The sequence below is a fragment of the Streptomyces sp. NBC_01013 genome (assembly GCF_045162765.1).
GTDB lineage: Bacteria > Actinomycetota > Actinomycetes > Streptomycetales > Streptomycetaceae > Streptomyces.
The window spans coordinates 235,031-258,150 of record NZ_CP108687.1 but is presented as its reverse complement, the minus strand read 5'-3'; the positions used below and the strand labels follow the sequence as shown (position 1 = coordinate 258,150).

The following is a 23,120-nucleotide window of genomic DNA, read 5'->3' as shown; positions in this document are numbered from 1 at the left end:
GGCCCGTTTATCGCTCCCACGGGTCTTTGTCCTGGACCGGACCTGGAGCCGGGTGACATAACTGGATCACCGCAACGCCGCTTGTGACAAATGGAGTTGGACATGAACGCCGAACACGCAGCAGCGCTCCGCGACCATGCCCCGGGCCGGGTCTGGCTCATCACCGGGGCCTCCTCCGGCTTCGGTCGCGCCATCGCCACGGCCGCGCTCGCCGCCGGGGACACCGTCGTCGCCACGGCCCGCAAGCCGGAGGCGCTCGACGATCTGGTGGCCGCGCATCCCGACCGGGCCGTCGCCGTGCAACTGGATGTCACCGACACCGCACGCATCGCGGACGTAGTGGCGGACACGGTGCTCTGGTACGGCCGGATCGATGTGGTCGTCAACAACGCGGGGCTGGGGCTGATCGGCGCTGTCGAGGAGACGAGCGACCGCGAGCTGCGCGATCTCATGGACCTGCACTTCTTCGGCCCGGCCGCGCTGGTGCGTGCCGTGCTGCCGCACATGCGCCGCAACGGTTCGGGAGCCGTCGTCCAGATGAGCAGCATGGGCGGCCGCTTCAGCTTCCCCGGGGTCGGCGCCTACTCGGCCACGAAGTTCGCGCTGGAAGGTCTGTCCGAGGCGCTGGCCGGGGAGGTGGCCCCGCATGGCATCAAGGTGCTGATCGTCGAGCCCGGATCGTTCCGCACGGGCTTCGCGGGGGGCGGGGCCCTGCGGCAGTCCACAGCCCTTCCCGCCTACGAGGAGACCGTGGGCCCGGTCCGCAGCAACCTGCCGGATTCCGACGGCAAGCAGGAGGGCGACCCCGACAAGGCGGCCGCGGCCATTCTGACGGCGCTCGCGGCCGAGGTGACCCCGCTGCGACTCCCGCTCGGCAACGACGCGACGGACGCGGTCCTCGCGGGTCTCGACGCCTCCCGCAGCGAACTGCTGGCCTGGGAGAAGGTCAGCCGCGCCACCGGCTACGACGACTGAGGCCCCGACGGACCGACGGCGCCTGACGGCCCGGCGGACCCGGGCCGTGCGACAGGGGGTGTGTACCCGCCCCTGTCGCACAACGGTGGTACGGAGCATCAGGCTCGGACCGCAGCCGCACCCGGGTCGTACCTCGGGCCCCGCACCCGGTCGCGTACGGGGTCCGAGGCCTCCCCGGCGCTCGGTCGGGCACGGGCCCTCCGGTCGCTCAGGCCCGCCACTCGGCAGTCCGCTCGGCGGACGCCGAGGCCAGGGCCTTCTCGATGGCCGCGACATCACCCCGATTGCCGTAGACCGGCGTGCCCGGCTGCTGGCGCCAGGACTCGTCCAGCCCGCCGGCGTCCACCGTGTCGAAGCCCAGCTCGTCGATCAGGTCACGGACCGTCTGCTTCGCCGCGGCGTCGTCCCCGGCGACGGGCAGCGCCTGACGGCCCGTGCTGCCCGCCGGGCGGCCGTTGGAGAGGATGTCCTGCGCATAGGTCCCGTTGAAGGCCTTGACGACGGGGTGGCCGATCTGTTCCTGCGTCCACCGGCTCTCCGGCAGCCCGTCCTCGATCGCAGCGATCCGGCCGTCGCGCTCCCGCGGGTAGTAGTTCCCGGTGTCGATGACCACGACGCCCTCCGCGGCGCCGTCGAGGAAGCCGGGGGGCAGCGCCGGTACGGCCTTGAGCGGAACGGTGACGACCACGACCTGGGCGCCCTTCGCCGCCTCGGCTGCGGTGACGGCGGTCGCACCGGTTTCCTCGACCAGCGCGGTGAGCGTCTGCGGACCGCGCGAGTTGGCGACCGACACGTCGTGCCCGAGCGCGGTGAGGCGCCTGGTGAGGTTGCCGCCGATATTGCCTGCTCCGATGATGCCGATCTTCATGGATCCGACCTTCCGATGATGCGAGCGTTGCGTGCAAAGGGTCTCGACGGTTCACCAACCCTTGTCTGCCCGTAGCTATTCCGCGCTCCGGCGCAATCCATCTTTCGGACCCTCGGGCGGATGGGAGCGGCGCACTACGGGCACGTATCAGAGGAGGAAGCGGAATCACCGGACCATGTGTGAGGCGGTACCCATGCTGCACGGTGTCGACGTCAGCGCCTATCAGTCGTCCTACGAAACGGACGGGCTGGATTTTGTTCTCATCAAGGCCACCGAGGGCCGTTCGTACATCAATCCGCGCCTGGCGGAGCAGGCGAAACGTGCCCGGGACGCAGAATGTGTGGTCGGGTTCTACCACTTCCTGTGGCCCGGGAATATCACGGCGCAGGCGGAATACTTCCTGAGCAAGGCGCCGGAAAAGGCGGGCGAGCTGCTTGCCGTGGACTGGGAGCGGAACGGCGAGGGTACCCATGCCAGCAATGCCGAGAAGGACCGCTTCATCCGCGAAGTCAAGCGGTTGCGGCCGCACCACAAGGTCCTGCTCTATTGCAACCGGTACTTCTGGCTGAATCACGACACCACGTCGTATGCCGGGGACGGTCTCTGGATCGCCGATTACGTCACCGCCGGAAAGCCGCGCATCAAGGCTTCCTGGCGCATCCACCAGTACACCGACCAGCCGCTCGACAAGGACGTGGCGGCCTTCTCGTCACGAGAGGCCATGCACACGTGGGCGCGGGGGTAGAGGGCCGGCAAGCGGGGGCGTCGGTGGAAGACCGGGGGAGGTGTCGGGCCGCCCGGTCCTCGACCTGAGCGGCACGCCGGTGTGCGGTCCGCGAGCGCCGCCGTCGGCCGGGCGGCGATCCCGCCCGTGCTCACGGCGACGTCGAGCCTCTCCGACGCGTGTGGCGCCGTTCGGGCAGGGCACCGGCCCGGCGCGGAACAATGCCGCGGCGGTGAATGATGGGTGAGCGCCCGTCATTCACTGGTACCTACGATATACAGGTGAACGAGAACGAGACCCCGCCCAGCCTCCTGGAACTTACGACTTACCTCATGTCCAGGACGGGCAAGGATGCGCGGAGTCGCCTCGCGGAGCGGCTGGCCGACCGTGGCCTGCGGCTGCGGCACATGGCGGTGCTGGCCGCGCTGGTCGATTTCGGCCCCCATGTGCAACGGGAACTGGCGGAGCGGCTGACGATCGACCGCAGCGACATCGTGAAGATCATCGACGAGCTGGACGCTGCCGACTTGGTGGGCCGGGCACGCGACATGACCGACCGGCGGCGCGTGACGGTGACCGTGAGCCCGGCGGGTCGCGCACTGTTCAGCCGGCTCCAGGCCGACGCGAGGGCCGTGCAGGATGACGTTCTCGCCCCGTTGAACGCGCGCGAACGCGCCCGGCTGACAGCTCTGTTGGCACGTGTTCACCAACATCTGCAGGGCGGCGCCGGGGCGGGGTGGCCAAGTCGCTGACCCATTCCACGCCCGGAGTGCGGCAGACTTCCTCGGTGACCACTGCCGCGGCTCAGCCGCCTCGTGACCGTGCACTCGGGCGCGGTATCTCCACCCTCATTCCGCAGGCCGCGACTGCGACACCTGCCGAACAGGCAGCAGCGGTGCTGGCAGCCGTGCAAAGCGTTCCGGTGCGGGTGGGTGTGCTCCAGGCGGCCGTCGTTCTGTTGGAGGAGCGGGTGCGCGCCACGGGCGACGAGGCGGAACGGGCCGCCGCTGCGACCACCGTCGCCATGCTCCGCAGCGCGATCGGTCTGGCCGGCTGAGCTCCGGTGGCCGTGCTCCGCAGCGCCACCGTTCAGGCCCGCTGACCACCCCGTTCCCTCCTGCGGCCGGCCGGGCGGGCTGACCACCGTCGCACCGTCGTGGTCCTCGCCCCACCGAGTGGTGCTGCGGCCCGGGAGGGACGCGGGTGCCATGGGCCCGATGGCCCGAAACCGCCCCTGGCTGGTGTGCGTTGTCCGGACGGCCCGTGCACGACCCATTGACAGTCTCCCTGCTCCCTCACTAGCGTCACGCCCATATTTCGAACGCATGACGAGATTTCGAACGGCGGCCAGCTCAACTGCCGCGTCGCGCAAGGGGATGCCCGAAGGCGGCGGGGTCTTCGAGCGCTTCCGGTCGTCGTGCACGCCGAACCATGTCCGAAATACCGAACATTCACGAGGGTGATGCGGTCCGCCCAGCCGCTTCCCTCGCACCCCGGAGGACCGACCATGCGCACCTCACGAACCGCGTCCACCCCGCGCGTCGCCCGGACCGCCACGGTCCTCACCGCCTTCGCACTCTCGGTGACTCTCGCCGCCTGTGGCCAGAGCAGTGAAGGCGGCAGCAAGGACAAGAAGACGGGCGGCAAGGGCTCAACCATCGGAATCGCCATGCCGACCAAGTCGTCGGAGCGATGGATAGCCGACGGCAAGAACATGGCCGCCGAGTTCGAGAAGCTCGGATACAAGACGGATCTGCAGTACGGCGAGGACGACGTCGACCAGCAGGTGTCCCAGGTCGAGAACATGATCACCAAGGGTGTGGACGTCCTGGTGATCGCCGCCATCGACGGCCGCGCGTTCAGCGATGTGCTGAACCAGGCGGAGGAGCAGGGCATCCGGGTCATCTCGTACGACCGGCTCATCCTCGGCAGTCCGGACGTGGACTACTACGCCTCCTTCGACAACGAGAAGGTCGGCGAGCTCCAGGCCGGCTACATCCTCGACAAGCTCGGGCTGAAGTCCGGGAACGAGAAGGGGCCGTTCAACATCGAGCTGTTCGCCGGATCGCCCGACGACAACAACACGCGCTACTTCTTCCAGGGTGCCTGGAAGACGCTCAAGCCGTACATCGACAAGAAGCAGCTCGTCGTCCGCAGCAAGCAGACGAAGCTGGACCAGATCACCACGCTCCGCTGGGACGGCGGAACCGCCCAGCGGCGCATGGACAACCTCCTCACCAGCGCCTACTCCTCGCAGCGGGTGGACGCGGTGCTCTCCCCGTACGACGGCATCTCGATCGGCATCATCTCGGCCCTGAAGTCGGACGGTTACGGCACCGGCTCCAAGCCGTACCCCATCGTCACCGGTCAGGACGCCGAGGTCGCCTCGGTGAAGTCGATCATGGCAGGTCAGCAGACGCAGACCGTCTACAAGGACACGCGTGCCCTCGCCAAACAGGCCGTCCAGATGGCCGACGCCGTCCTGAACGACAAGAAGCCCGAGGTCAACGACACCACGACGTACGACAACGAGAAGAAGGTCGTTCCGTCGTTCCTGCTCGACCCGGTGAGCGTCGACAAGACCAACTACCGTGCCGAGCTGCTCGATTCCGGCTACATCAAGGAGAGCGACCTCCGATGAAGGCCCCGACGGCAGGCCCGGTGGCCGCCGCCGTACCCATCCTGGAGATGCGGTCCATCGTCAAGACGTTCCCCGGTGTCAAGGCGCTCTCCGACGTATCCCTCACCGTCGCCCAGGGTGAGGTGCACGCCATCTGCGGGGAGAACGGCGCGGGCAAGTCGACCCTGATGAAGGTGCTCAGCGGAGTGCACCCGCACGGCAGCTACGAGGGCGAGATCCGGTTCAAGGGCGAGAACTGCGCCTTCAAGGACATCCGGGCGAGCGAGGCGCGCGGCATCGTGATCATCCACCAGGAGCTCGCCCTGGTGCCGTACCTCTCCATCGCCGAGAACATCTTCCTCGGCAACGAACACGCCACGCGGGGCTTCATCAGCTGGAACGAGACCCTGCGCCACGCTGCCCTCCTGCTCGACCGGGTCGGCCTTCGGGAGCATCCGCAGACCCGGGTCGCGGACATCGGCGTAGGCAAGCAGCAACTCGTGGAGATCGCCAAGGCACTCTCCAAGAAGGTCGAGCTGCTGATCCTCGACGAACCGACCGCCGCCCTCAACGACGAGGACAGCGCCAAACTCCTCACGCTCATCGAGGAGCTGAAGAGCCAGGGCATCTCCTCGATCATCATCTCGCACAAGCTCGGCGAGATCACGGCGGTCGCCGACTCCGTCACCGTCCTGCGCGACGGCCGGACGGTCGAGACCCTCGACGTGAAGGCCGGGTCGACCACCGAGGACCGCATCATCCGCGGCATGGTCGGCCGCGAACTCGACCACCGGTTCCCCGAACGCACCCCGTACGAAGGCGAGCCGGGAGCGCACCCGGCCCTGGAGATCCGCGACTGGACCGTCCACCACCCGATCGACCAGCACCGCAAGGTCGTCGACCGCGTATCCGTCCTGGCCCGCCGCGGGGAGATCGTCGGCATCGCCGGCCTGATGGGCGCCGGCCGCACCGAACTCGCCATGAGTGTCTTCGGCCGCAGCTACGGCCGCAACATCAGCGGAACGGTCCTCAAGGACGGCACGGAGATCCGGACCCGCACCGTCGCCGACGCCGTCCGTCACAAGATCGCCTACGTCACCGAGGACCGGAAGCAGTACGGCCTCAACCTCATCGACACCATCGGCCGCAACATCAGCCTCGGCGCCCTGGACAAGGTGTCGCGGCGCGGGATCGTCGACGAGCACGAGGAGACCCGCGTCGCCGAGTCGTACCGCACCTCCATGAACATCAAGGCCCCCACGGTCTTCGAACAGGTGGGCCGCCTCTCCGGCGGAAACCAGCAGAAGGTCGTCCTCGGCAAGTGGATCTTCGCCGGTCCGGATGTCCTCATCCTCGACGAGCCGACCCGCGGGATCGACGTCGGCGCGAAGTACGAGATCTATTCCGTCATCGACCGGCTGGCGGCCGAGGGCAAGGCCGTCGTACTCATCTCATCCGAGCTTCCCGAGCTGCTCGGCATGTGCGACCGCATCTACACCATGGCCGCCGGCCGGCTCACCGGCGAAGTCCCGCGCGCGCAGGCCACCCAGGAGGTCCTCATGCGCCATATGACCAGCGACAAGAGGTAGCAGGAATGCCCCAGGCCCCCACCGACACCCCGCAGCGCACAGTCAAGGCAGCCCCGGTCCCGACCCCGACGACCGGCAGCCTCCTCCTGGACGCGGCCCGCCGCAACATGCGCCAGTACGGGATGCTCATCGCCCTCGGGGTGATCGTCGTCCTCTTCGAGATATGGACCGACGGAGTCCTGCTCAAGCCGAACAACGTCACCAACCTCGTTCTCCAGAACAGTTACATCCTGGTTCTCGCGATCGGGATGATGATCGTCATCATCGCCGGGCACATCGACCTCTCCGTCGGCTCACTGGCCGCCTTCGTCTCCGCCGCCGCCGCGGTCATGATGGTCGAGCACGACGTGCCCTGGGTCCTCGCCCTCGTGCTCTCGCTGATCGTCGGGGCGGTCGCGGGAGCCTGGCAGGGCTTCTGGATCGCGTACGTCGGCATCCCCTCGTTCATCGTCACACTGGCCGGAATGCTGCTCTTCCGGGGCGGTACGCAGATCCTGCTGGGCAGCCGCTCGCTCGGCCCGTTCCCCGAGGGCTTCCAGAAGATCTCCACCGGCTACCTCCCCGAGATCGGGCCCGAGACCAACTATCACAACCTGACTCTCCTCATGGGCTGCGCACTGCTGGCCTTCGCCCTCCTCCAGGAGGTCCGCGACCGCCGCCGCCAGCAGCGGTACGAACTCGACGTCCTGCCCCGGAACATCTTCCTCGCCAAGTGCGTCGCGCTGGCCGCTGCCGTGCTCGCCTTCACCATGACCCTGGCCAGCTACCGCGGTGTCCCCGTCGTGCTCCTCCTGCTCGCCGCGCTGCTCATCGGCTTCGGCTACGTCATGCGCAACGCGATCGTCGGCCGTCATGTCTACGCGCTGGGCGGCAACCGCGCCGCGGCGAAGCTCTCCGGCGTCAAGGACCAGCGCGTCACGTTCCTCGTCTTCGTGAACATGGGCGTACTCGCGGCGCTGGCCGGCATCGTGTACGCCGCCCGACTCAACGCCGGCGTACCCCAGGCGGGAACCAACTTCGAACTGGAGGCCATCGCCGCCGCCTTCATCGGCGGAGCCTCCATGAGCGGCGGCGTCGGCACGGTCTTCGGCGCCATCATCGGCGGCCTCGTGCTCGGCGTACTGAACAACGGCATGTCGCTCGTGGGGATAGGCACCGACTACCAGCAGGTCATCAAGGGCCTGGTGCTGCTCGCCGCCGTCGGCTTCGACGTCTACAACAAACGCAAGGTCGGCTCGTAACTCCCCCTCCCCGTCGCGGAGTCACCCATGCCCAGTACCACCAGTCGCACGGTGCCGACGGCTGCGGCCGGCGCCGCCCACGCATCGGACAGCCCGAGCCGCTCATCCGGCCACGCGCCCACCAAGGAGCTCTTCGGTACGCTCGCCGACGGAACAGCGGTGCACCGCTGGACCCTGAGCAACGGCGGGACAACGCTCAGGGCCCTCTCCTACGGCGGTATCATCCAGTCCCTGGAGACCGCAGACCGCCACGGCGAGACCACCAACGTCGCCCTGGGATTCGACAACCTCGACGACTACGTGGCCAAGTCTCCCTACTTCGGCGGACTGATCGGGCGCTACGGCAACCGCATCGCCGAAGGACGGTTCACCCTCGACGGCGCCCCCTGTCAACTCCCCGTCAACGACGGTCCGAACAGCCTGCACGGCGGCGACCGGGGCTTCGACAAACGGATGTGGAACGTCCGACCGTTCACCCGGGGCGCCGACACGGGCCTGGTCCTCACCCGGACCAGCCCGGACGGAGAGGCCGGATACCCGGGCAACCTGGCCGTCCGCGTCACCTACACCCTCACCCCTCAGGGCGCCTGGCGCATCGACTACGAGGCCACGACCGACCGGGCAACCGTCGTCAACCTCACCAGCCACACCTACTTCAACTTTGCGGGAGAGGGGAGCGGCACGATCGACGGCCATCTGCTGCAATTGGCCGCCACCCACTACACCCCCGTGGGATCCACGCTCATCCCGACCGGGGAACTCGCCCCGGTGGCGCGCACTCCCTTCGACTTCCGCCGTGCCGGAACCATCGGCTCCCAGCACCGCACCCCGCACGAGCAGACCGTGATCGCGCAGGGCATCGACCACAACTACGTACTGGACAAAGGCATCACACCCCGGCCCGAGTACGCACTGACCATCACCCATCCCGAGACCGGCCGGGTCATGAAGATGTACACCACCGAGCCCGGCATGCAGCTCTACACCGGAAACTTCCTCGACGGCACTCTCGCCGGCACCTCGGGCCGCCTCTACCGGCAGGGTGACGCCTTCTGCCTGGAGGCCCAGCACTTCCCCGACGCACCGAACCAGCCGTCCTTCCCCTCCACTGTGCTGCGCCCCGGCCGGACCTACCGGACGACGACCGTGCACGCGTTCTCCACCGGGTGACGCACCCCGTGCGGTGACGGACAACTCGTTCGCGCCGCGGTCTGCTGCTCTGCCATTCTGATCTTCGTGCCGCCCGGCCCGGGGCGGGGGAGCGAAGGACGGCAGAGCAGCCTTGACAAGTGTTTTCAGCACAGTGAGTGGCCGGGTACGCGGACGGGCGGAGGACCGGGGAGTCGTCGCCGTCCTCGGCATTCCGTACGCGGAACCGCCCTTCGGAGCAGACCGGTTCAGGGAGCCGCGCCCCCGGCGCGCCTGGGAGGGCATCCGCGACTGCGTGGAGTACGGCCCGATCTCGCCGCAGTCGGCGCAGCTGCCGGGCGCTCCGAACTGGGCGCCCTGTGACGAGGACATCCTCAGCCTCAACGTATGGACCACCGCACGCGAACCCGGAGCCGGGGACGGCCCGTTGCCGGTGCTCGTCTGGATCCACGGTGGGGCCTACACGTTCGGGTCGAGCGCCCAGCCGGACTTCGACGGTACGGCGCTGGCCCGGGCCGGACTCGTGGTGGTCACGCTCAACTACCGGGTCGGATTCGAGGGCTTCGGCCATGTCCCGCCCGACGGCACCCACTTCTGTCCGCCGAACCGTGGGCTGCTCGACCAGATCGCCGCGCTGGAGTGGGTACGTGACAACATCACGTCCTTCGGAGGAGACCCGGGCAACGTCACCCTGGCCGGGCAGTCCGCCGGAGCGACGTCCGTAGCCTGCCTGATGGCCATGGACGGTGCGAGGGGGCTGTTCCGGCGGGCGATCGCGCACAGCGCCGTCGGTCCGGTCTTCGCCCCGGAGCTCGCCGAGCACTTCACCCGGAAGGTGGCCGCCGAGGCGGGGATCACCGCGACGCAGGCCGGTCTGGCCGCCGCGTCCCCACAAGCGCTGGTCCAGGCGTCCGACGCGGCCGTCGAGGCATACCGGCAGGAGCCGCGGACCGGGCACCTCTCCTGGGACCCGGTCATCTTCGGCCCGGTCGCCGATGGCCACCTCCTGCGGGCCGACCCGCTGGACCTGATCGCGGCCGGGGCGGCCCCGGACATCGATCTCCTCGTCTGTCACACCACCCAGGAGTACTGGCTGATGGACGCCGTCGGCAGCTGCGTCGAGGCCACCAACGAGGAGGAACTGGCCCGTTTCGCCGCGGACTTCGGTCTGCCGGACTCCTTGACGGCCGGTTATCGCCGTCTCGTTCCTGAGGCGACTGTGCGGGAGATCCAGCTCGCGGTGTACGGGGACCTGTCCTTCGGCGAGTACAGCAACCGGCTTGCCGACGCGCATGCGCGAACCGGTGGGCGCACCTTCCTGTCGCGTTTCGCCCGGCAGAGGGGCGGATCCGGACCGGGGGTGTACGCCTGGCACTGCGCGGACATTCCCTTCGCCTTCGGAAACCTGGCCGCGGAGAGCGTCCAGTTCCTGATCGGCGGTCCGCCGACGCCGGCCGACCACCGCCTCTCGGACCGGATCGTCGCGGCCTGGGCCGGATTCGCCGCCAGGGGCGAACCGGGATGGGAGCCCGTCGATGACGCCTCGCCCGACGCGATCAGGGTCTGGGGAACGGCGGACCCGGACAGGGGCCCCGACTTCTGGCGGCACGGCGCGACGTTGCGTGCACTGTGGAGCGGGTTCACCTACCGCCCCGAGCAGCCCTGACGCGATTTCGCCGCCCGGCTTCATCGTGGCGGCCCTTCGTCCGTCATTGGCATGGACCTGCAAAGGGCTCTGGGCTACAGTCCGGATCGGCACACTCTGAGAGCGCTCTCAGGAGAGAGGTCTCCCGGACGCCTGCTGTTCCTCCCCCACGTCGCCGGAACAACAGAAGGGCCAGGATCATGAGACGCACCACAGCATTACGCACCGCCCTGTCCGCCGTACTCCTCGTCGGGGCCTGGGCGGGCGCGGGCTTCCCGTCCGCCTCGGCCGCGGACACCCCCACGACAGGTTCCCGCACCGCCACCGACACACGACAGGCGTCCGCCGGTCTGCTGACCGCCATGCAGAAGGACCTCGGCCTGACGGAGAGCCAGGCCAGGGCGCGGCTCGCCGCGGAGAAGACGGCGACCGCGATCCAGCCCAAGGCGCAACGTGCCGCGGGAGCGTCGTACGGCGGTTCCTGGTTCGACCCGTCCACGGGCGGCCTCACCGTCGCCGTCACCAGTGAGGAACGGGCAGCTTCCGTACGCGCGACGGGCGCCGCCGTCCGCCTGGTCGCGCACACCGCACGTAGCCTCGACGCCGCCAAGGCGAAGATCGACCGGCTCCGGGCGCCCGCCGGTGTCAGCAGCTGGCACGTCGATCCCGAGGCCAACAAGGTTGTCGTGAACGTCGTCTCCTCGGCGCGGTCCGACAACGATGTCCGCGCGTTCATCGAACGGGCCGAGGACGCGGGCCCCGTCGCCGTGAAGCAGACCGCCGAGGCACCGCGCACCTTCTCGGCGGGGACCGTGGGCGGCGACCCGTACTACACGGGCAACGTCCGGTGCTCCATCGGTTTCTCCGTGTACGGAGGCTTCGTCACCGCCGGACACTGCGGTCAGGCGGGCGCGTCGGTCAGAGGCTGGGACGGATCGGGGATAGGCAACTTCCAGGGATCCTCCTTCCCCGGTGACGACTACGCCTGGGTCAGCGTGGGCAACGGCTGGTGGACCGTCCCCGTGGTCCTCGGCTGGGGCACCGTCTCCGACCAGCTGGTTCGCGGCTCCGCCGTGGCTCCGGTCGGCGCCTCGATCTGCCGCTCCGGATCCACCTCGCACTGGCACTGCGGAAACGTGCTCGCCACCAACGAGACGGTCAACTACAGCCAGGGCGCGGTCTACCAGATGACCAAGACCAGCGTGTGCGCCGAGCCCGGCGACTCGGGCGGTTCCTTCATCAGCGGGGACCAGGCGCAGGGCGTCACCTCGGGCGGATGGGGCAACTGCAGCTCCGGCGGCGAGACCTGGCACCAGCCGATCAACGAGATCCTGAACCGGTACGGGCTGACCCTGCACACCGCCTGACACCGGACGACGGCCGGACCAGAGGGCCTGTCGCGCGGGAGCACACCACTCCCGCGCGACAGGCCCGGCATGCGTCCGGGGACGGCCGCTGCCCTCGCCGCAGCTGATGGGCGCGTCCGTGCCGTCCCCGCTCCGGCTCCGACGACTACCGGGACCGGCACGGGCCGCGGGACGTACACGCGTCGCCGAGCGGGCACAGGGCGAGATCGCCGGGCCCGCTCCGGCCTCCGCTTCCTGACCTCCGGCAACCCGAGGAACGACGATGCCGACGCGATCATGGACCCGGCCTGGGTCTCGCGGCCACGGCCCGGGGTTCGAACGTCACGCGGACCCGCGCGGCGATCGCCTTCGCCCGGTCGGACGCCGGACGCGACGACGTCGTGCCGGTGGCGGGGAAGGACAGCGGGTCCTACCGGATCGTCGGCGAACAGCCCATCCCCTTCAGCGACATGGCGTACGCGAACTCGCCGCCGCGAAGGACTGACAGCCCGCGCTCCGCGACAGTGCGCCGTCCCCGCGTCGGCGTCAGACCAGCCGCAGATCGATGAACGGCACACTGTCACCCGGCAGCACATAGCGCTCGATCTCGATGAACCCGCGGCCGAGCGCGAACTGCAGCCCCTCCGGGTTGGACTCCAGGACGCAGGTCTCGATGACATCGGCGCCGAGCGCTCGCGCGTCCGCCAGGCCCCGCTCGTACAACTGCCCGCCGAATCCCCTGCCGCGGTGGTCCGGCAGCACCCTCGCGATGACGGTGGCCGTCGAAGCGCCGTCGGCGGGCGGCCGCACGGTCGAGCACCCCACCGCCACGTCGCCGAGATAGGCGACGGCGAGCCGATTGCGGCCGGCGCGCTCGCGTACCTCCGCGAGCGACAGCACGGCCGTGGGAATGATCGCGTTGTGGAGGTACTGCCAGTTCTTGAGCATGGTGTCGTCGGCCACCTGCTCGATACGAAGCCCCGTCATCGCAGCAGGAAACCGTGAGGGCGTCTGCGCGTCAACTCGGCTGCCTCCGGCAGGCGTCGGGCAGCACGGCTGCTCATCGCCACAGCTCCGGCCCCGGTTTCCGCGGAAACAGGTTGCCGCCCGCCGGATCCGGCTGAAAGGGTCCAGGCCATGTCCGACAACCGATCAAGCTCCAGCCATGGTGTGGCCGCCCTCTTCTCGCACGGGCGCCTGACGACGATTCCGCGCAAGACGGCCCGTCGCGAACAGCTCCTGGAACACCTCGCACAAACGCTGTTCCAACCCGAGCGGACGTACACCGAACGCGAAGTCAACGAGGCCCTCCTCACCGTTCACGAGGACTGCGCAGCGCTGCGCCGGTACATGGTCATCGGCGGCCGGCTGGCGCGGACCAAGGACGGCGTCAGCTACCGACGAGCGACACCCCCGACGGCGTGACGGCTCGGGACGAAGCCTGTCGGCAGTCCACTCGGGCCCGGGTCAGGCACCGAGCGGCCACGCACTGGAACCCGCCCGCTTCGCGAGCGCGGTGAGCTCCTGAACCCGCGCGGCGCGCAGACGGCGCCCCGGGAAAACCCTCCCACAGGGGTATGGCCACGGGCCGGGGGAGCGGGCCCGGGCCGACGGTGACGACGTGTCGGCGACCGGGCCCCGGACCTGCGTCAGTCGTCGAGGACGCCGACGTCGAACGCGTCGATCCGGTCCGGCTCAGCGACGACGTCGATCTCGGTGATCAGGCCGTCCACGATGGTGAAGCCGAGGACCAGGCGCAGCCGTCCGTGCGGTGCCATCGCCAGCGCGACCTCCCCGTCGACGAGCGCGACGCCCGTGAACAGCGCACGACCCGTGGCCGCCATCGCTCCCTGCGCCACGGTGCGGCCGCCTCGGACCACGACGGGCTCGGGGGTGGGAATGACCGACCGGTCGGCGTGCAGCACCACATCGGGATGGAGCAGCGCCACCAGAGCATCGAAATCCCCGGCGCGGGAGGCAGAGAGGAAGGCCTCGACGACCCGTCGGCGTCGGGGCAGATCGGGATCCGCCGGCGTGGTGGCGCCGCCCTTGACCCGGCGGCGGGCACGGCTGGCGAGTTGACGGGCGGTGTCCGGGGAACGGTCGAGCAGCGAGCCGATCTCGGCGAACGGCACCGCGAACATGTCGTGCAGCACGAAGGCGAGTCGTTCCGCGGGTGCCAGTCTGTCGAGGACCACCAGGAGCGCCAGCCCGACGGAGTCGGCGAGCAAAGCCTCCTGCTCCGGGTCGTCCCCGTCACCGGGCCCAGACGTCCGGTCGTAGGTGTCGAGCGGCTCCTCACGGCGCGTACGACGGGTGCGGAGCATGTTCAGACACACCCGGCCCACCACCGTGGTCAGCCATCCGGTCAGGTTCTGCACCTCGCTGACATCGGCCTGGGAGGCCCTCATCCAGGATTCCTGAACCGCGTCGTCGGCCTCGCTCGCCGAACCCAGCATGCGGTAGGCGACCGCCCTCAGGTGGCTCCTGTCCTCCTCGAACCGTTCGGCCAGCGCAGTGCGCTCGTCCATGATCAGCTCCCTCCGTCGGCAGGTCTCCAGTGAAGTGCCCACGCGAAACTACTGGTGTGCCTGCGCCACCCGGACGTTGGCCCCTCCCGGACGCCCGCGCTCCACCGTGCCTGGCCGCGCGCCGGGCCCGCCGGCCCCACCGGAGGGTAGTGCTCCGCCGAGAGCAGGCTTCCGTGGCGGCACCCGGGAGGGCCGAGCCCATCTGTCCGGGCGCGGAGGTGGTCAGGGGAGGCGCCGGGATGGCATAGGCTGGGGATCACAACGACGCGGGGTGGAGCAGCTCGGTAGCTCGCTGGGCTCATAACCCAGAGGTCGCAGGTTCAAATCCTGTCCCCGCTACTGTCGAGGCAGGGCCCGGAACCTGATGGTTCCGGGCCCTGCCTCATTCAGCCGTGTCGCGGTGCGTAGTGCGAGGCGACCGCCGGCTGCCCTGTGTCGTTCGGGCCGGCACGCGGATCAGTGTGCCGGCAAGGGCTGCCCCCCCGATCCGTGGTGGAACAGCTCCAAGCCTGTTCCTCAACGACTGTCGGTTGCTGCTTCGACCAGCTTCACGAGGGGCGCCAGGGTCTGATGCAGGTCGTCCTCCGAAGTGAGTACCGGTTGCTCCTGCCAGGTCCGCTCGGTCTCGGAGTCGACGAAGAGCAGTGAAGCAGCGCCCGATTCCCAAAGGAACAACAGTCCCGTGCGCTCGCCCGATTCGAGTGTGAGGCTCACCGCTGTGGCCTTCGGCCGCCCCGGGGACGGGGTTCCCGGGGCGGGCCGCTTCACCGCAGAGCGAATCCCACGTGAGTGAAGCTCCCGTTCGTGTGTGGCGTGCCAGTTCCTGAGCCACTGAGCAACCTCTGCCATTGCACCCCCAGTTGGGCCTGGAACGAGCCGTCGGACTTGATCGTAGGCCCGGCAATCACCCACGCGGGGCCGCCATCGTCCGATCGCGTGCTCCGGCCGAGGTGCACACACCCGCGGCGCACGGCCCCGCCGTCGACCGGCTCGGACAACTCGTCGCGCCGAGCGGTCGGTCACCCGGAGAACTCGCCCCGGCAGTGGGGCGCCGGCGCTTCCGCGAACACCTCTGCCGGACGACATGCAGAGGTCGCACCCAGCCGGTCTTCGGCGTGGTTCCGGCGGGCCGATGTCCCTCCGCGGCTTTGCGAGGATGCGCCGTGCTCGGCGGACCGGCTGTTGTGCCACGGGCCGGAGGTTCAGCGGGCCCGGGTGCCTCGCAGCTCGGACAGGTCCTCCTCGCCGAGACGGAGATCATTCGCCGCGAGGTTCTCCTCCAGGTGATCGAGGGAGCCGGTGCCCGGAATCGCCAGCATCGCCGGTGATGTGGCCAGCAGCGAGGCGATCTGTACCTGAGCTGTGGTCGCGCCCAGCCGGGCTGCGACCTTGCCGAGCCGTTCGGTGTCGAGGGGGGTGCGGCCGCCGCCGAGCGGGAAGTACGGCACGTACGCGACACCCGATGCCTCGCATTCCGCGAGCAGCTCCATGTCATCGCCGTAATGGTTCTGCACCGCCGTGACCGGAGCGATGGACTGCGCCTCGGCGAACTGTCCGGCGTCGACGTTGCTGACGCCCAGGTGCCGGATCAGCCCCTGAGAGCGCAGCTCGGCCAGGACCGCGAACCGTTCCGCGATCGATTCACCGCCCGGCCCGCCCATGCCGCCCACGCGCAGGTAGACCAGGTCGAGCCGTTCCAGACCGAGGGTTCGCAGGTCCGCCTCGACCAGCGCGCGCAACTGATGGGGCGTCGCCTGCCCGCTGGGCACTCCGTCGGGTCCGGGCAACGGCCCGACCTTCGTCGCGATCACCAGGTCGTCCTGGTAGGGGCTCAGAGCCGTACGGATCAGCTCGTTGGCCTGAACTGCGCCCCTGCCGTAGAAGCCCGCCGTGTCGATGTGATTCACACCCGACGCCACGGCGCGCCGGAGCACCGCGATGCCGTTGAGCGGGTCGCGCGTCGGGCCGGCGAAGGTGCTCATCGCCAGACGCATGGCGCCGAAACCGAGCCGGCTGATGGTCAGGTCCCCGCCGAGGGAGAAGGTCTTGATCGTCATGAGTCACATGGTGTGCGCCGCACCCGCCCCGGGCGAGCTCGTGGCAGGTTGCTGTCAGACTGGCGGGGTGCGGAATGAACAGATGTTCTCGGTCCAGGGCGACGTGGAGCTGATCGCGCGCGCAGGCCACCTCTTCGAGTCCGCGCGCACCGAGTTCCTGTGCGCCGCGCGGGACCTCGACACCTGGTCGCAGCCCGCCGCCAGGGCCGCGATCCGCAACCGCATGCGGGCCCCGGAGTCTCCGGGTCTGGCCGCCCGAAAACTGCTCAGCCCGACGGCGCTTGCCGACGAGGCCACCCGAGCACATGTGCGGTCGGTGCAGGAACGGGGCGCTCTCGTCCGGATCAGCGGCTCGCCGCTGCCCCACGAGACCATCATCATCGACCGGCGGGTGATGATCCTTGCCGGCAGCGAGGCACCCGGAGGCCGCCACTACACCGTGACGACGTCGCCCACCATGGTCGGCGGGGTGCGGGCGCTGTTCTCTGCGCTATGGGACAACTCCGTCGGGCTCGACACCTATCTGCGCCAGGACATCCCGCATCTCGACGCCGAGGGCCGCACCATCCTCGACGCGCTTGGTTCCGGGCTCACCGACGCGTCCGCGGCCAGACGGCTCGGCGTCTCGCTGCGCACCTACCGACGGCGCGTGGCGGAGCTCATGGCGACGCTCGACGCCGGCTCACGTTTCCAGGCGGGACTGCGGGCGGGCGAGCTGGGGCTGACGCGTCGGACGGAGTGACAGCCTGCCTTCCGGTGTCCTGCGCGCGGTCCCGCACAGTGGCCGTGGTGCGGGACTCATTCCACGGCGGCGGGAGGAACACCGGCTGCGGCATCGGTATACCGGCGGGCCAGGTGCGCGAAGGCGTCCTTGAGCTCGGCCGGGCCGATGACCGTGATGTCGGCGTCGTACCGGCCGATGGCGGAGGCCAGGCCGGGCCATGACCACGAGCCCAGGACGAGTCGGCAGCGGTCCGAGCCGAGGTCCTCGACCACTCCGTCGGTGGTGTAGCGGGAGACGGCGGACGCGGGAGCGTCGAGGATCACCTCGCCGCGGCAGGGCCAGTTGCCCGCGCCGGCCGCGCCGCGGAACCGGCCGGCCACGAAGGCCGCCACGTCACCACCGGGCAGCTCACGCGGAGTGAAGCGGGGCCCGTTGGGGGTCCGTGGGGTGATTCGGTCGACGCGGAAGGTGCGCCAGTCCTCGCGGTCGAGGTCCCAGGCGACCAGATACCAGCGGCCGCCCCAGGTCACGAGATGGTGGGGCTGTACTCGGCGCGGGGGCACGGCGTAGAGGTCGTCCTCCGGAGGAGGGGAACCTGCGGCGTAGTCGAAGCGCAGCACCTCATGGGCTCGCACCGCCGCTCCGAGCGTCACGAGCACGCTGCTCGTCGCCGGCGGGTTCGGACGGATGTCAGGCCGCTCGACTGCCGTGATCTCAAGGGCGTCGATCCGGTGGCGCAACCGGGCGGGCATCAGCTGCCGCACGATGTTCAGGGCACGTGCGGCCCCCTCCTCGATTCCGGCCCCGGTGGTGGTGGCGGTCCGCAGCGCGATGGCCAGGGCGACCGCCTGTTCGTCGTCGAACAGCAACGGCGGCAGTTGCGCGCCGGCGTCCAGCCGGTACCCGCCGTCAGGCCCCTTGAAGGCGAGGACGGGATAGCCCAGCTCGCGCAGACGGTCGACGTCGCGGCGCACCGTCCGCGCGCTGACGTTCAACCGTTCGGCCAGCAGGCCGCCCGGCCAGTCCCGGCGCGCCTGGAGCAGCGAAAGCAGGGACAGCAGTCGCGCTGACGTCTTCGGCATGCCTCCCATACTGCCCCGAGAAGCGGACATACCCTGACCGCTTCCCCTGCGACCGTTGAACTCGTACCGATCGACGAGAACCACCGGAAGGGCCTGATCGATGACCGACCCCACCACGCCCCGATCTGCCGTCGATGCCGAGCGCACCGACCTCCTCGCCGCGCTCGCGACCGCGCGAGCGGCTCTGATCGCCACGACCCTCGGACTCGACGACGAACAGGCCGGAGCAAGCCCCACAGTCAGCGCGCTGTGCCTGGGCGGGCTGATCAAGCACGTCGCCTCCACCGAGGAAGGCTGGTTGCGATTCGTGGTCTCGGGCCCGTCGGCCATGAGCCACGACCTGCCCGAAGGCGTCACCTGGGGCGACCTCGCGGCCGGGACCGCCCGGGAGATCCCACAGTGGATGATCGACCACGGGAACGACTTCCGGATGCTGCCCGGGGAGACCCTGGCCGGGGTCGTCGCCCGATACGAGAAGGTGGCGGCCAGGACCGAGCAGGTCATCGCCTCCGTCCCCGACCTCTCGGCGGCTCACCCATTGCCGGAGGCCCCTTGGTACGAGCAGGGAGCGGTGCGCAGCGTGCGGCGGGTCCTGATGCACGTCATCGCCGAAACCGCCCAGCACGCGGGCCACGCGGACATCCTGCGCGAGACGATCGACGGCCGGACGGCCACCTGACCGACCGACGGCGGTCCGGCCGGTTTCCGAAGGTTTCGGCGGCTCGTCGGCGGTCCGGCCGGCTTCCGACCGGTTCGGCCGCCCGACGACGATCCGACCCGTGCCCGACGAGGATCCGGGCCGCCCTCGACGACGGTCCGGCCCGACCCCGACGACAGGCCGGCCCGCCTCCGACCGCTTCGGCGGCCCGGATCGGTGGACGATGCCCGCGGCGGCGCATCGATGCGCGCTCCCGCCCTGCGCCCGGCATGTACGCATCCTTGAGAACGGAATCACCGTGGAACTGTGCAAGCGAACGGCGCCGACCGGTGCCCGGGCGTTCCCACCCTGCCAGGAGGCCCCCTCCTCAACGGGAGGAGATCCGAATCCGGCCAGGTCTGCGGCCGCCGGACGAGCGCGACCCGGTGAAGCCCGATGACCATACTGAATGCCCGGGCGCTCAACCGTGCGACGCTCTGCCGGCAACTCCTGCTCGACCGCGCGGACATGCCGGCCATCGATGCCGTCGCGCACCTCGGCGGTCTTCAGGCTCAGGAACCGCAGGAGCCGTTCGTCGGGCTCTGGTCACGTCTGCGCGCCTTCGACCCGGCGGTGCTCTCGGACCTCCTGACCCAGGGGAGCGTGGTCCGGACGCACCTCATGCGCCGGACCGTTCACCTCGTCACCGCCGAGGACGCTCTGGCCTGGTGGGCGCGCCACGACGCCATGCTGCGGCAGCGCGTACTCGGAACGTACCGCCGTGAGCTCGACGGGGTGGACCTCGACGAACTCGCCGCAGCCGGACGGGCGGTCATGGCCGACGGCGAGCCGCGCTCGATGGCGCAACTCGCACGGGAGCTCGCCGATCGCTGGCCGGCCCCTGGGCCGCGGGCCCTGGGCGAAATGCTGGTCGCCGCTCTCATCCCGATGGTGCAGCTGCCGCCGCGCGGACTCTGGCGCACCAAGGCAGGAGTGCGCAACGTGCCGATGGCCTCGTGGCTGGGCCGCGCGGTCGACCCGCCCGCCCGGGAGCTTGCCGATCCCGTCGGTCAAGCGTTGGTACGTCGCTATCTCGCCGCCTTCGGGCCGGCGGCCTCTGCCGACCTGCGAGCCTGGAGCGGCCTCGCCGGGCTGCCGACCGCGATCGCCGCGATCCGCGGGGAGCTCGTGACCTTTCGCGATGGTCGGGGCCGCGAGCTGCTGGATCTGCCGCAAGCGCCACGCCCCGACCCCGACACCCCCGCCCCGGTGCGCTTCCTCCCGGCGTTCGACAACGCGATCCTCGGCTACCAGGACCGCACCCGGATCATCGACGACGCCGACCGTGGCCTGTCGGTCGCCGGTGCTCGCATCGTCCTGGTCGACGGCCGGGTCGCCGCGACCTGGAGCGTCGAGGCCGGCACCGTGACCGTCACTGCGCTGAGCCGCCTCTCCCGGGCCGACCGCGCGGCCGTCGCCGAACAGGGCGTGGCGCTTGCCCTGTTCCTCTCCGACAACGACAGCCGGCGCGTCAGGATCGCCGACTGAGGGCTGTGTCGTGAATGAGCTGCCGGCCGGCCGGGACTCGCTCGGCTCAGGGCGGGGTTCACCCGTGGGAGAGCTCGGCTCCCGACGCTGCGGAGTCGATCGGTCCGTCGAACAGGGCCGAAGCGCGGTCCGGATGCTCCGTTGCCGTGCGCCGGAGTCCCGTTGTCGGCCTCCCCCACCCCGGGTGCCGTCGGCGGACACCAGGTATCCGGAACACGCGTTGTCCACACTCGGAACAGGCGTGGCCGAGCCGAGAACGTGAGCGACACGGTCATCCGGGGGTCCGGATCGCCTGCTTCGCGCACCACCCTGACCGCCCGGGCCCATGAACCAGCACCGAACGAGCAGGTCCCCGGGGGCCGTCCGATGGCACGGGCGTCCCCCGGGACCGGTGCTCGTGGACCCGAGAGACCCGGGTCAGCCGAACTGGCCGGGCTGGTAGTCGCCGGCGGGCTGCTGAACGATGACGTTCAGCCGGTTGAAGGTGTTGATGAACGCGATGGTCGCCACCAGCGCGACGAGCTGGTCCTCGTCAAAGTGCTTGGCGGCGTTCGCCCAGGCCTCGTCCGTGACGCCTCCGGCCGCGTCCGCGATGCGGGTGCCCTGCTCGGCCAGCTCAAGTGCGGCGCGCTCGGCGTCGGTGAACACCGTCGCCTCCCGCCAGGCCGCCACGAGGTGAAGCCGAGTCGCGGTCTCCCCGGCGGCCGTGGCGTCCTTGGTGTGCATGTCGGTGCAGACACCACAGCCGTTGATCTGGCTAGCGCGGAGCTTCACCAGCTCCGCCGTCGCGCCGGGCAGCGTCGAGTCCTCGAAGGCCCTGCCCGCGGCGACCAGGTGCTTCAGGGCCTTGGCCGCGAGCGGGTTGGCGAACAGGTTCAGACGGGCTTCCATGGTGTACTCCCTTGCGATGGTGATGGATACACCTCTGTGACGGGCCGGCTCGGAGGAATGTGACAGGCCCACGTGTGACGTGCGTCTCCCCGCTGATGCACGGGCGGGGAGCCCGCTCCGACATCACGGCAGGAGGCAGCGACGCGCCGGCGGCTGCCGCTTCGTGGTCCACGACGCGACTCCGCGACCACTTCGAGCCCGAAGGCGGCTGTACCGAGGGCCGGAACCGTAAGGCGGCAGGTTCTCTCAGTAGACGAAGAGACTCTTGCGCGCCAGCTGTTCGGCCTCGATGGCCGCAATCGCGTCACTGCAGGCCTGGGTGAACTTCCAGAAGTCCGTGTTGGTGGTGGCGGCGCGGTTGCTCGCGCCGGAGAAGTTCCCGAAGAGGCTCTGCCGGAGTTCGGTGGTGATCTCCAGCTGGCCGCCGCCTTCGCCCGTCAGGGTGCGGTTGCAGATGTTCTCCGGCAGGTCGCCGTCGATGGCTTCCGGGTCGCCCTCGAGTACCTGGAAGCCCGCATCGGTCAGCTTCGTGGACAGCAGCTGGCGGAAACGCGCGTGGAGACCGCCGACCACGACCGCTTTGGGCAGCCCCGCAGGCGCTCCGGCCTGAGCCGCGGTGCAGCCGTGCAGGCTGAGGACGTTGGCGCTGCCGGAGGCCATGGACCGCGCGACCGGGTCGTCGCAGTGTGACGCGGTGACGTGCAGCTCGCCGTTGTTGGAAGAGCGCAGGCCTTCGAGCATCCAGTAGTCGTACACCGGGCCGCCCGCCGTGACGGGGGCGAGGGTGTCGGGCCGGTACCCCGCTATGCCCAGGCAGAGTTCGGACGTTCCCATTTCGATTCCGCCGCCGTGGATGGCCAGCACACTGGTCAGGCGGGGACGTGGGGTGGCTGCCTTGTCGTTGTCGAAGGCCTCGTGCCGCTTGAACCGGCGGGCGAAGTCCTGGCCTTCGACAGCCTTCGTGTACAGGTCCGAGTTCGAGGCGTAGAGGTCACCGCCGGCAGCGGAGGCCGGAGTCGCGGCGAGGCCGGTCAGGAGCGGGCCACCCGCAGCTGCGGCCACGAGGGAGGCGAGGACGGTCCTGCGACTGGCGTGAGACTGGGACATCGTTGTTCCTCAGGTAAGGTGCGGGCCGGTCCGGCGGATGGGTGCGGCGCCGGGTTACCGGCACGGAAGCATGAAGGGCGACGCATGTCGCACAGTGGTGCGACCGCAGAGTCGGATCCGCCTTCCGATGGCGGAACCTTAACGGCTGCTCCGCGGCGAACGTCGTGGTGGCGGCCCCTGCTCGGCGGCGCGGTGCCGGTCGCCTGCTGATGGCTGCTGTTGTTCAGCTCGCCGAGGCGGGCAACTGCTACAAGGTGCAGTTGCCGGCAGCGGATGACGCGTACGTCCACACCGTCCACGAAGCCTGCGGCTTCGAGGCCGCTGCGCAGGGCCTCCGCCGCTCCATGTCCTGAGGCGGTCCCGCAGGGCGGGGGCCACCCTGCGGA

At 69.9% G+C, this 23,120-nt stretch carries 21 protein-coding genes, 1 tRNA gene and 2 pseudogenes; 16 read left to right on the top strand and 8 right to left on the bottom strand.

Features of this window, described 5'->3' with window-relative positions; translation table 11 throughout:
* Positions 1-102: 102 nt before the first annotated feature.
* Positions 103-975, top strand: a complete 873-nt coding sequence (locus OG538_RS01115) for an oxidoreductase (protein ID WP_406089187.1) — start codon at positions 103-105, stop codon at positions 973-975.
* Between the two features lie 208 nt (positions 976-1,183).
* On the opposite strand, the pseudogene OG538_RS01110 reads toward OG538_RS01115, so the two are convergent.
* A pseudogene (locus tag OG538_RS01110) lies at positions 1,184-1,858 on the bottom strand (NADPH-dependent F420 reductase); the annotation flags it as partial.
* A gap of 178 nt (positions 1,859-2,036) precedes the next feature.
* Here OG538_RS01110 and OG538_RS01105 point away from each other — a divergent pair.
* The 9 genes from OG538_RS01105 (at position 2,037) to OG538_RS01065 (ending at position 12,178) form a co-directional block, all read left to right on the top strand.
* A complete protein-coding gene (locus OG538_RS01105) occupies positions 2,037-2,588 on the top strand; it encodes a glycoside hydrolase family 25 protein (RefSeq protein ID WP_406089185.1) in 552 nt (183 codons plus the stop codon).
* Positions 2,589-2,899: 311 nt separating this feature from the next.
* Positions 2,900-3,319, top strand: coding sequence for a MarR family winged helix-turn-helix transcriptional regulator (locus OG538_RS01100; protein WP_406099933.1), 420 nt, complete (start codon positions 2,900-2,902; stop codon positions 3,317-3,319).
* A 35-nt stretch (positions 3,320-3,354) separates the two neighbouring features.
* Complete coding sequence (locus tag OG538_RS01095; RefSeq protein WP_406089183.1) at positions 3,355-3,624, top strand: hypothetical protein; 270 nt, start codon at positions 3,355-3,357, stop codon at positions 3,622-3,624.
* A gap of 450 nt (positions 3,625-4,074) precedes the next feature.
* Complete coding sequence (chvE, locus tag OG538_RS01090) at positions 4,075-5,208, top strand: multiple monosaccharide ABC transporter substrate-binding protein (RefSeq protein ID WP_406089181.1); 1,134 nt, start codon at positions 4,075-4,077, stop codon at positions 5,206-5,208.
* Positions 5,205-6,776, top strand: a complete 1,572-nt coding sequence (gene mmsA / locus OG538_RS01085; protein WP_406089179.1) for a multiple monosaccharide ABC transporter ATP-binding protein — start codon at positions 5,205-5,207, stop codon at positions 6,774-6,776. Before chvE ends, mmsA begins: the two co-directional genes overlap by 4 nt.
* A 5-nt stretch (positions 6,777-6,781) precedes the next feature.
* On the top strand, positions 6,782-8,017 hold the full coding sequence (mmsB, locus tag OG538_RS01080; RefSeq protein ID WP_406089177.1) for a multiple monosaccharide ABC transporter permease: 1,236 nt from the start codon (positions 6,782-6,784) through the stop codon (positions 8,015-8,017).
* A 27-nt stretch (positions 8,018-8,044) separates the two neighbouring features.
* Positions 8,045-9,187: an aldose epimerase family protein gene (locus OG538_RS01075; RefSeq protein ID WP_406089175.1), complete on the top strand. Its 1,143-nt coding sequence runs from the start codon at positions 8,045-8,047 to the stop codon at positions 9,185-9,187.
* 112 nt (positions 9,188-9,299) lie between these two features.
* Positions 9,300-10,832: a carboxylesterase/lipase family protein gene (locus tag OG538_RS01070; protein ID WP_406089173.1), complete on the top strand. Its 1,533-nt coding sequence runs from the start codon at positions 9,300-9,302 to the stop codon at positions 10,830-10,832.
* Between the two features lie 179 nt (positions 10,833-11,011).
* On the top strand, positions 11,012-12,178 hold the full coding sequence (locus tag OG538_RS01065) for a S1 family peptidase (protein WP_406089171.1): 1,167 nt from the start codon (positions 11,012-11,014) through the stop codon (positions 12,176-12,178).
* A gap of 525 nt (positions 12,179-12,703) precedes the next feature.
* Here the strand turns inward: OG538_RS01065 and OG538_RS01060 are convergent.
* Entirely contained in the window at positions 12,704-13,144 is a 441-nt protein-coding gene (locus tag OG538_RS01060) for a GNAT family N-acetyltransferase (protein ID WP_406089169.1), read from the bottom strand.
* 150 nt (positions 13,145-13,294) lie between these two features.
* Here OG538_RS01060 and OG538_RS01055 point away from each other — a divergent pair, with 150 nt between their 5' ends.
* Positions 13,295-13,582 carry a DUF2087 domain-containing protein gene (locus OG538_RS01055; protein WP_406089167.1) on the top strand — a complete coding sequence of 96 codons (288 nt, stop codon included), beginning with the start codon at positions 13,295-13,297 and terminating at the stop codon, positions 13,580-13,582.
* A gap of 224 nt (positions 13,583-13,806) precedes the next feature.
* Here OG538_RS01055 and OG538_RS01050 read toward each other — a convergent pair whose 3' ends face one another.
* Entirely contained in the window at positions 13,807-14,688 is an 882-nt protein-coding gene (locus OG538_RS01050; protein WP_406089166.1) for a sigma-70 family RNA polymerase sigma factor, read from the bottom strand.
* A gap of 265 nt (positions 14,689-14,953) precedes the next feature.
* On the opposite strand from OG538_RS01050, the gene OG538_RS01045 reads away from it, so the two are divergent.
* Positions 14,954-15,027, top strand: a tRNA-Met gene (locus OG538_RS01045).
* A gap of 177 nt (positions 15,028-15,204) precedes the next feature.
* On the opposite strand, the gene OG538_RS01040 is transcribed toward OG538_RS01045, so the two are convergent.
* Together OG538_RS01040 and OG538_RS01035 are read right to left on the bottom strand one after the other, a co-directional pair.
* The gene (locus OG538_RS01040) at positions 15,205-15,402 is read right to left on the bottom strand and encodes a hypothetical protein (RefSeq protein ID WP_406089164.1); all 198 of its coding nucleotides are present in this window, start codon (positions 15,400-15,402) and stop codon (positions 15,205-15,207) included.
* 488 nt (positions 15,403-15,890) lie between these two features.
* Positions 15,891-16,745 carry an oxidoreductase gene (locus OG538_RS01035; protein ID WP_406089162.1) on the bottom strand — a complete coding sequence of 285 codons (855 nt, stop codon included), beginning with the start codon at positions 16,743-16,745 and terminating at the stop codon, positions 15,891-15,893.
* A gap of 67 nt (positions 16,746-16,812) precedes the next feature.
* On the opposite strand from OG538_RS01035, the gene OG538_RS01030 reads away from it, so the two are divergent.
* Positions 16,813-17,487, top strand: a complete 675-nt coding sequence (locus OG538_RS01030) for a DNA-binding response regulator (RefSeq protein ID WP_406089160.1) — start codon at positions 16,813-16,815, stop codon at positions 17,485-17,487.
* A gap of 56 nt (positions 17,488-17,543) precedes the next feature.
* Here OG538_RS01030 and OG538_RS01025 read toward each other — a convergent pair whose 3' ends face one another.
* Positions 17,544-18,551, bottom strand: a complete 1,008-nt coding sequence (locus OG538_RS01025; RefSeq protein ID WP_406089158.1) for a helix-turn-helix transcriptional regulator — start codon at positions 18,549-18,551, stop codon at positions 17,544-17,546.
* A 100-nt stretch (positions 18,552-18,651) separates the two neighbouring features.
* Between OG538_RS01025 and OG538_RS01020 the strand changes: the two genes are divergently transcribed.
* Positions 18,652-19,230, top strand: coding sequence for a DinB family protein (locus tag OG538_RS01020; RefSeq protein ID WP_406089156.1), 579 nt, complete (start codon positions 18,652-18,654; stop codon positions 19,228-19,230).
* A gap of 414 nt (positions 19,231-19,644) precedes the next feature.
* A complete protein-coding gene (locus OG538_RS01015; RefSeq protein WP_406089155.1) occupies positions 19,645-20,736 on the top strand; it encodes a winged helix DNA-binding domain-containing protein in 1,092 nt (363 codons plus the stop codon).
* 417 nt (positions 20,737-21,153) lie between these two features.
* Here OG538_RS01015 and OG538_RS01010 read toward each other — a convergent pair whose 3' ends face one another.
* Both OG538_RS01010 and OG538_RS01005 read right to left on the bottom strand, forming a co-directional pair.
* Positions 21,154-21,627: a carboxymuconolactone decarboxylase family protein gene (locus OG538_RS01010; RefSeq protein ID WP_406089153.1), complete on the bottom strand. Its 474-nt coding sequence runs from the start codon at positions 21,625-21,627 to the stop codon at positions 21,154-21,156.
* A gap of 246 nt (positions 21,628-21,873) precedes the next feature.
* Positions 21,874-22,734 carry a poly-gamma-glutamate hydrolase family protein gene (locus OG538_RS01005; protein ID WP_406089151.1) on the bottom strand — a complete coding sequence of 287 codons (861 nt, stop codon included), beginning with the start codon at positions 22,732-22,734 and terminating at the stop codon, positions 21,874-21,876.
* Positions 22,735-22,889: 155 nt separating this feature from the next.
* Here OG538_RS01005 and OG538_RS01000 point away from each other — a divergent pair.
* Positions 22,890-23,087, top strand: a pseudogene (locus tag OG538_RS01000) (GNAT family N-acetyltransferase); the annotation flags it as partial.
* Positions 23,088-23,120: the final 33 nt, after the last annotated feature.

Coding starts and splice junctions, on each gene's coding strand:
- OG538_RS01115 (WP_406089187.1), top strand. CDS start 103: ATGAACGCCGAACACGCAGCAGCGCTCCGCGACCATGCCCCGGGCCGG.
- OG538_RS01105 (WP_406089185.1), top strand. CDS start 2,037: ATGCTGCACGGTGTCGACGTCAGCGCCTATCAGTCGTCCTACGAAACG.
- OG538_RS01100 (WP_406099933.1), top strand. CDS start 2,900: ATGTCCAGGACGGGCAAGGATGCGCGGAGTCGCCTCGCGGAGCGGCTG.
- chvE (WP_406089181.1), top strand. CDS start 4,075: ATGCGCACCTCACGAACCGCGTCCACCCCGCGCGTCGCCCGGACCGCC.
- mmsA (WP_406089179.1), top strand. CDS start 5,205: ATGAAGGCCCCGACGGCAGGCCCGGTGGCCGCCGCCGTACCCATCCTG.
- mmsB (WP_406089177.1), top strand. CDS start 6,782: ATGCCCCAGGCCCCCACCGACACCCCGCAGCGCACAGTCAAGGCAGCC.
- OG538_RS01075 (WP_406089175.1), top strand. CDS start 8,045: ATGCCCAGTACCACCAGTCGCACGGTGCCGACGGCTGCGGCCGGCGCC.
- OG538_RS01065 (WP_406089171.1), top strand. CDS start 11,012: ATGAGACGCACCACAGCATTACGCACCGCCCTGTCCGCCGTACTCCTC.
- OG538_RS01060 (WP_406089169.1), bottom strand. CDS start 13,144: ATGACGGGGCTTCGTATCGAGCAGGTGGCCGACGACACCATGCTCAAG.
- OG538_RS01055 (WP_406089167.1), top strand. CDS start 13,295: ATGTCCGACAACCGATCAAGCTCCAGCCATGGTGTGGCCGCCCTCTTC.
- OG538_RS01050 (WP_406089166.1), bottom strand. CDS start 14,688: ATGGACGAGCGCACTGCGCTGGCCGAACGGTTCGAGGAGGACAGGAGC.
- OG538_RS01035 (WP_406089162.1), bottom strand. CDS start 16,745: ATGACGATCAAGACCTTCTCCCTCGGCGGGGACCTGACCATCAGCCGG.
- OG538_RS01025 (WP_406089158.1), bottom strand. CDS start 18,551: ATGCCGAAGACGTCAGCGCGACTGCTGTCCCTGCTTTCGCTGCTCCAG.
- OG538_RS01020 (WP_406089156.1), top strand. CDS start 18,652: ATGACCGACCCCACCACGCCCCGATCTGCCGTCGATGCCGAGCGCACC.
- OG538_RS01015 (WP_406089155.1), top strand. CDS start 19,645: ATGACCATACTGAATGCCCGGGCGCTCAACCGTGCGACGCTCTGCCGG.
- OG538_RS01010 (WP_406089153.1), bottom strand. CDS start 21,627: ATGGAAGCCCGTCTGAACCTGTTCGCCAACCCGCTCGCGGCCAAGGCC.
- OG538_RS01005 (WP_406089151.1), bottom strand. CDS start 22,734: ATGTCCCAGTCTCACGCCAGTCGCAGGACCGTCCTCGCCTCCCTCGTG.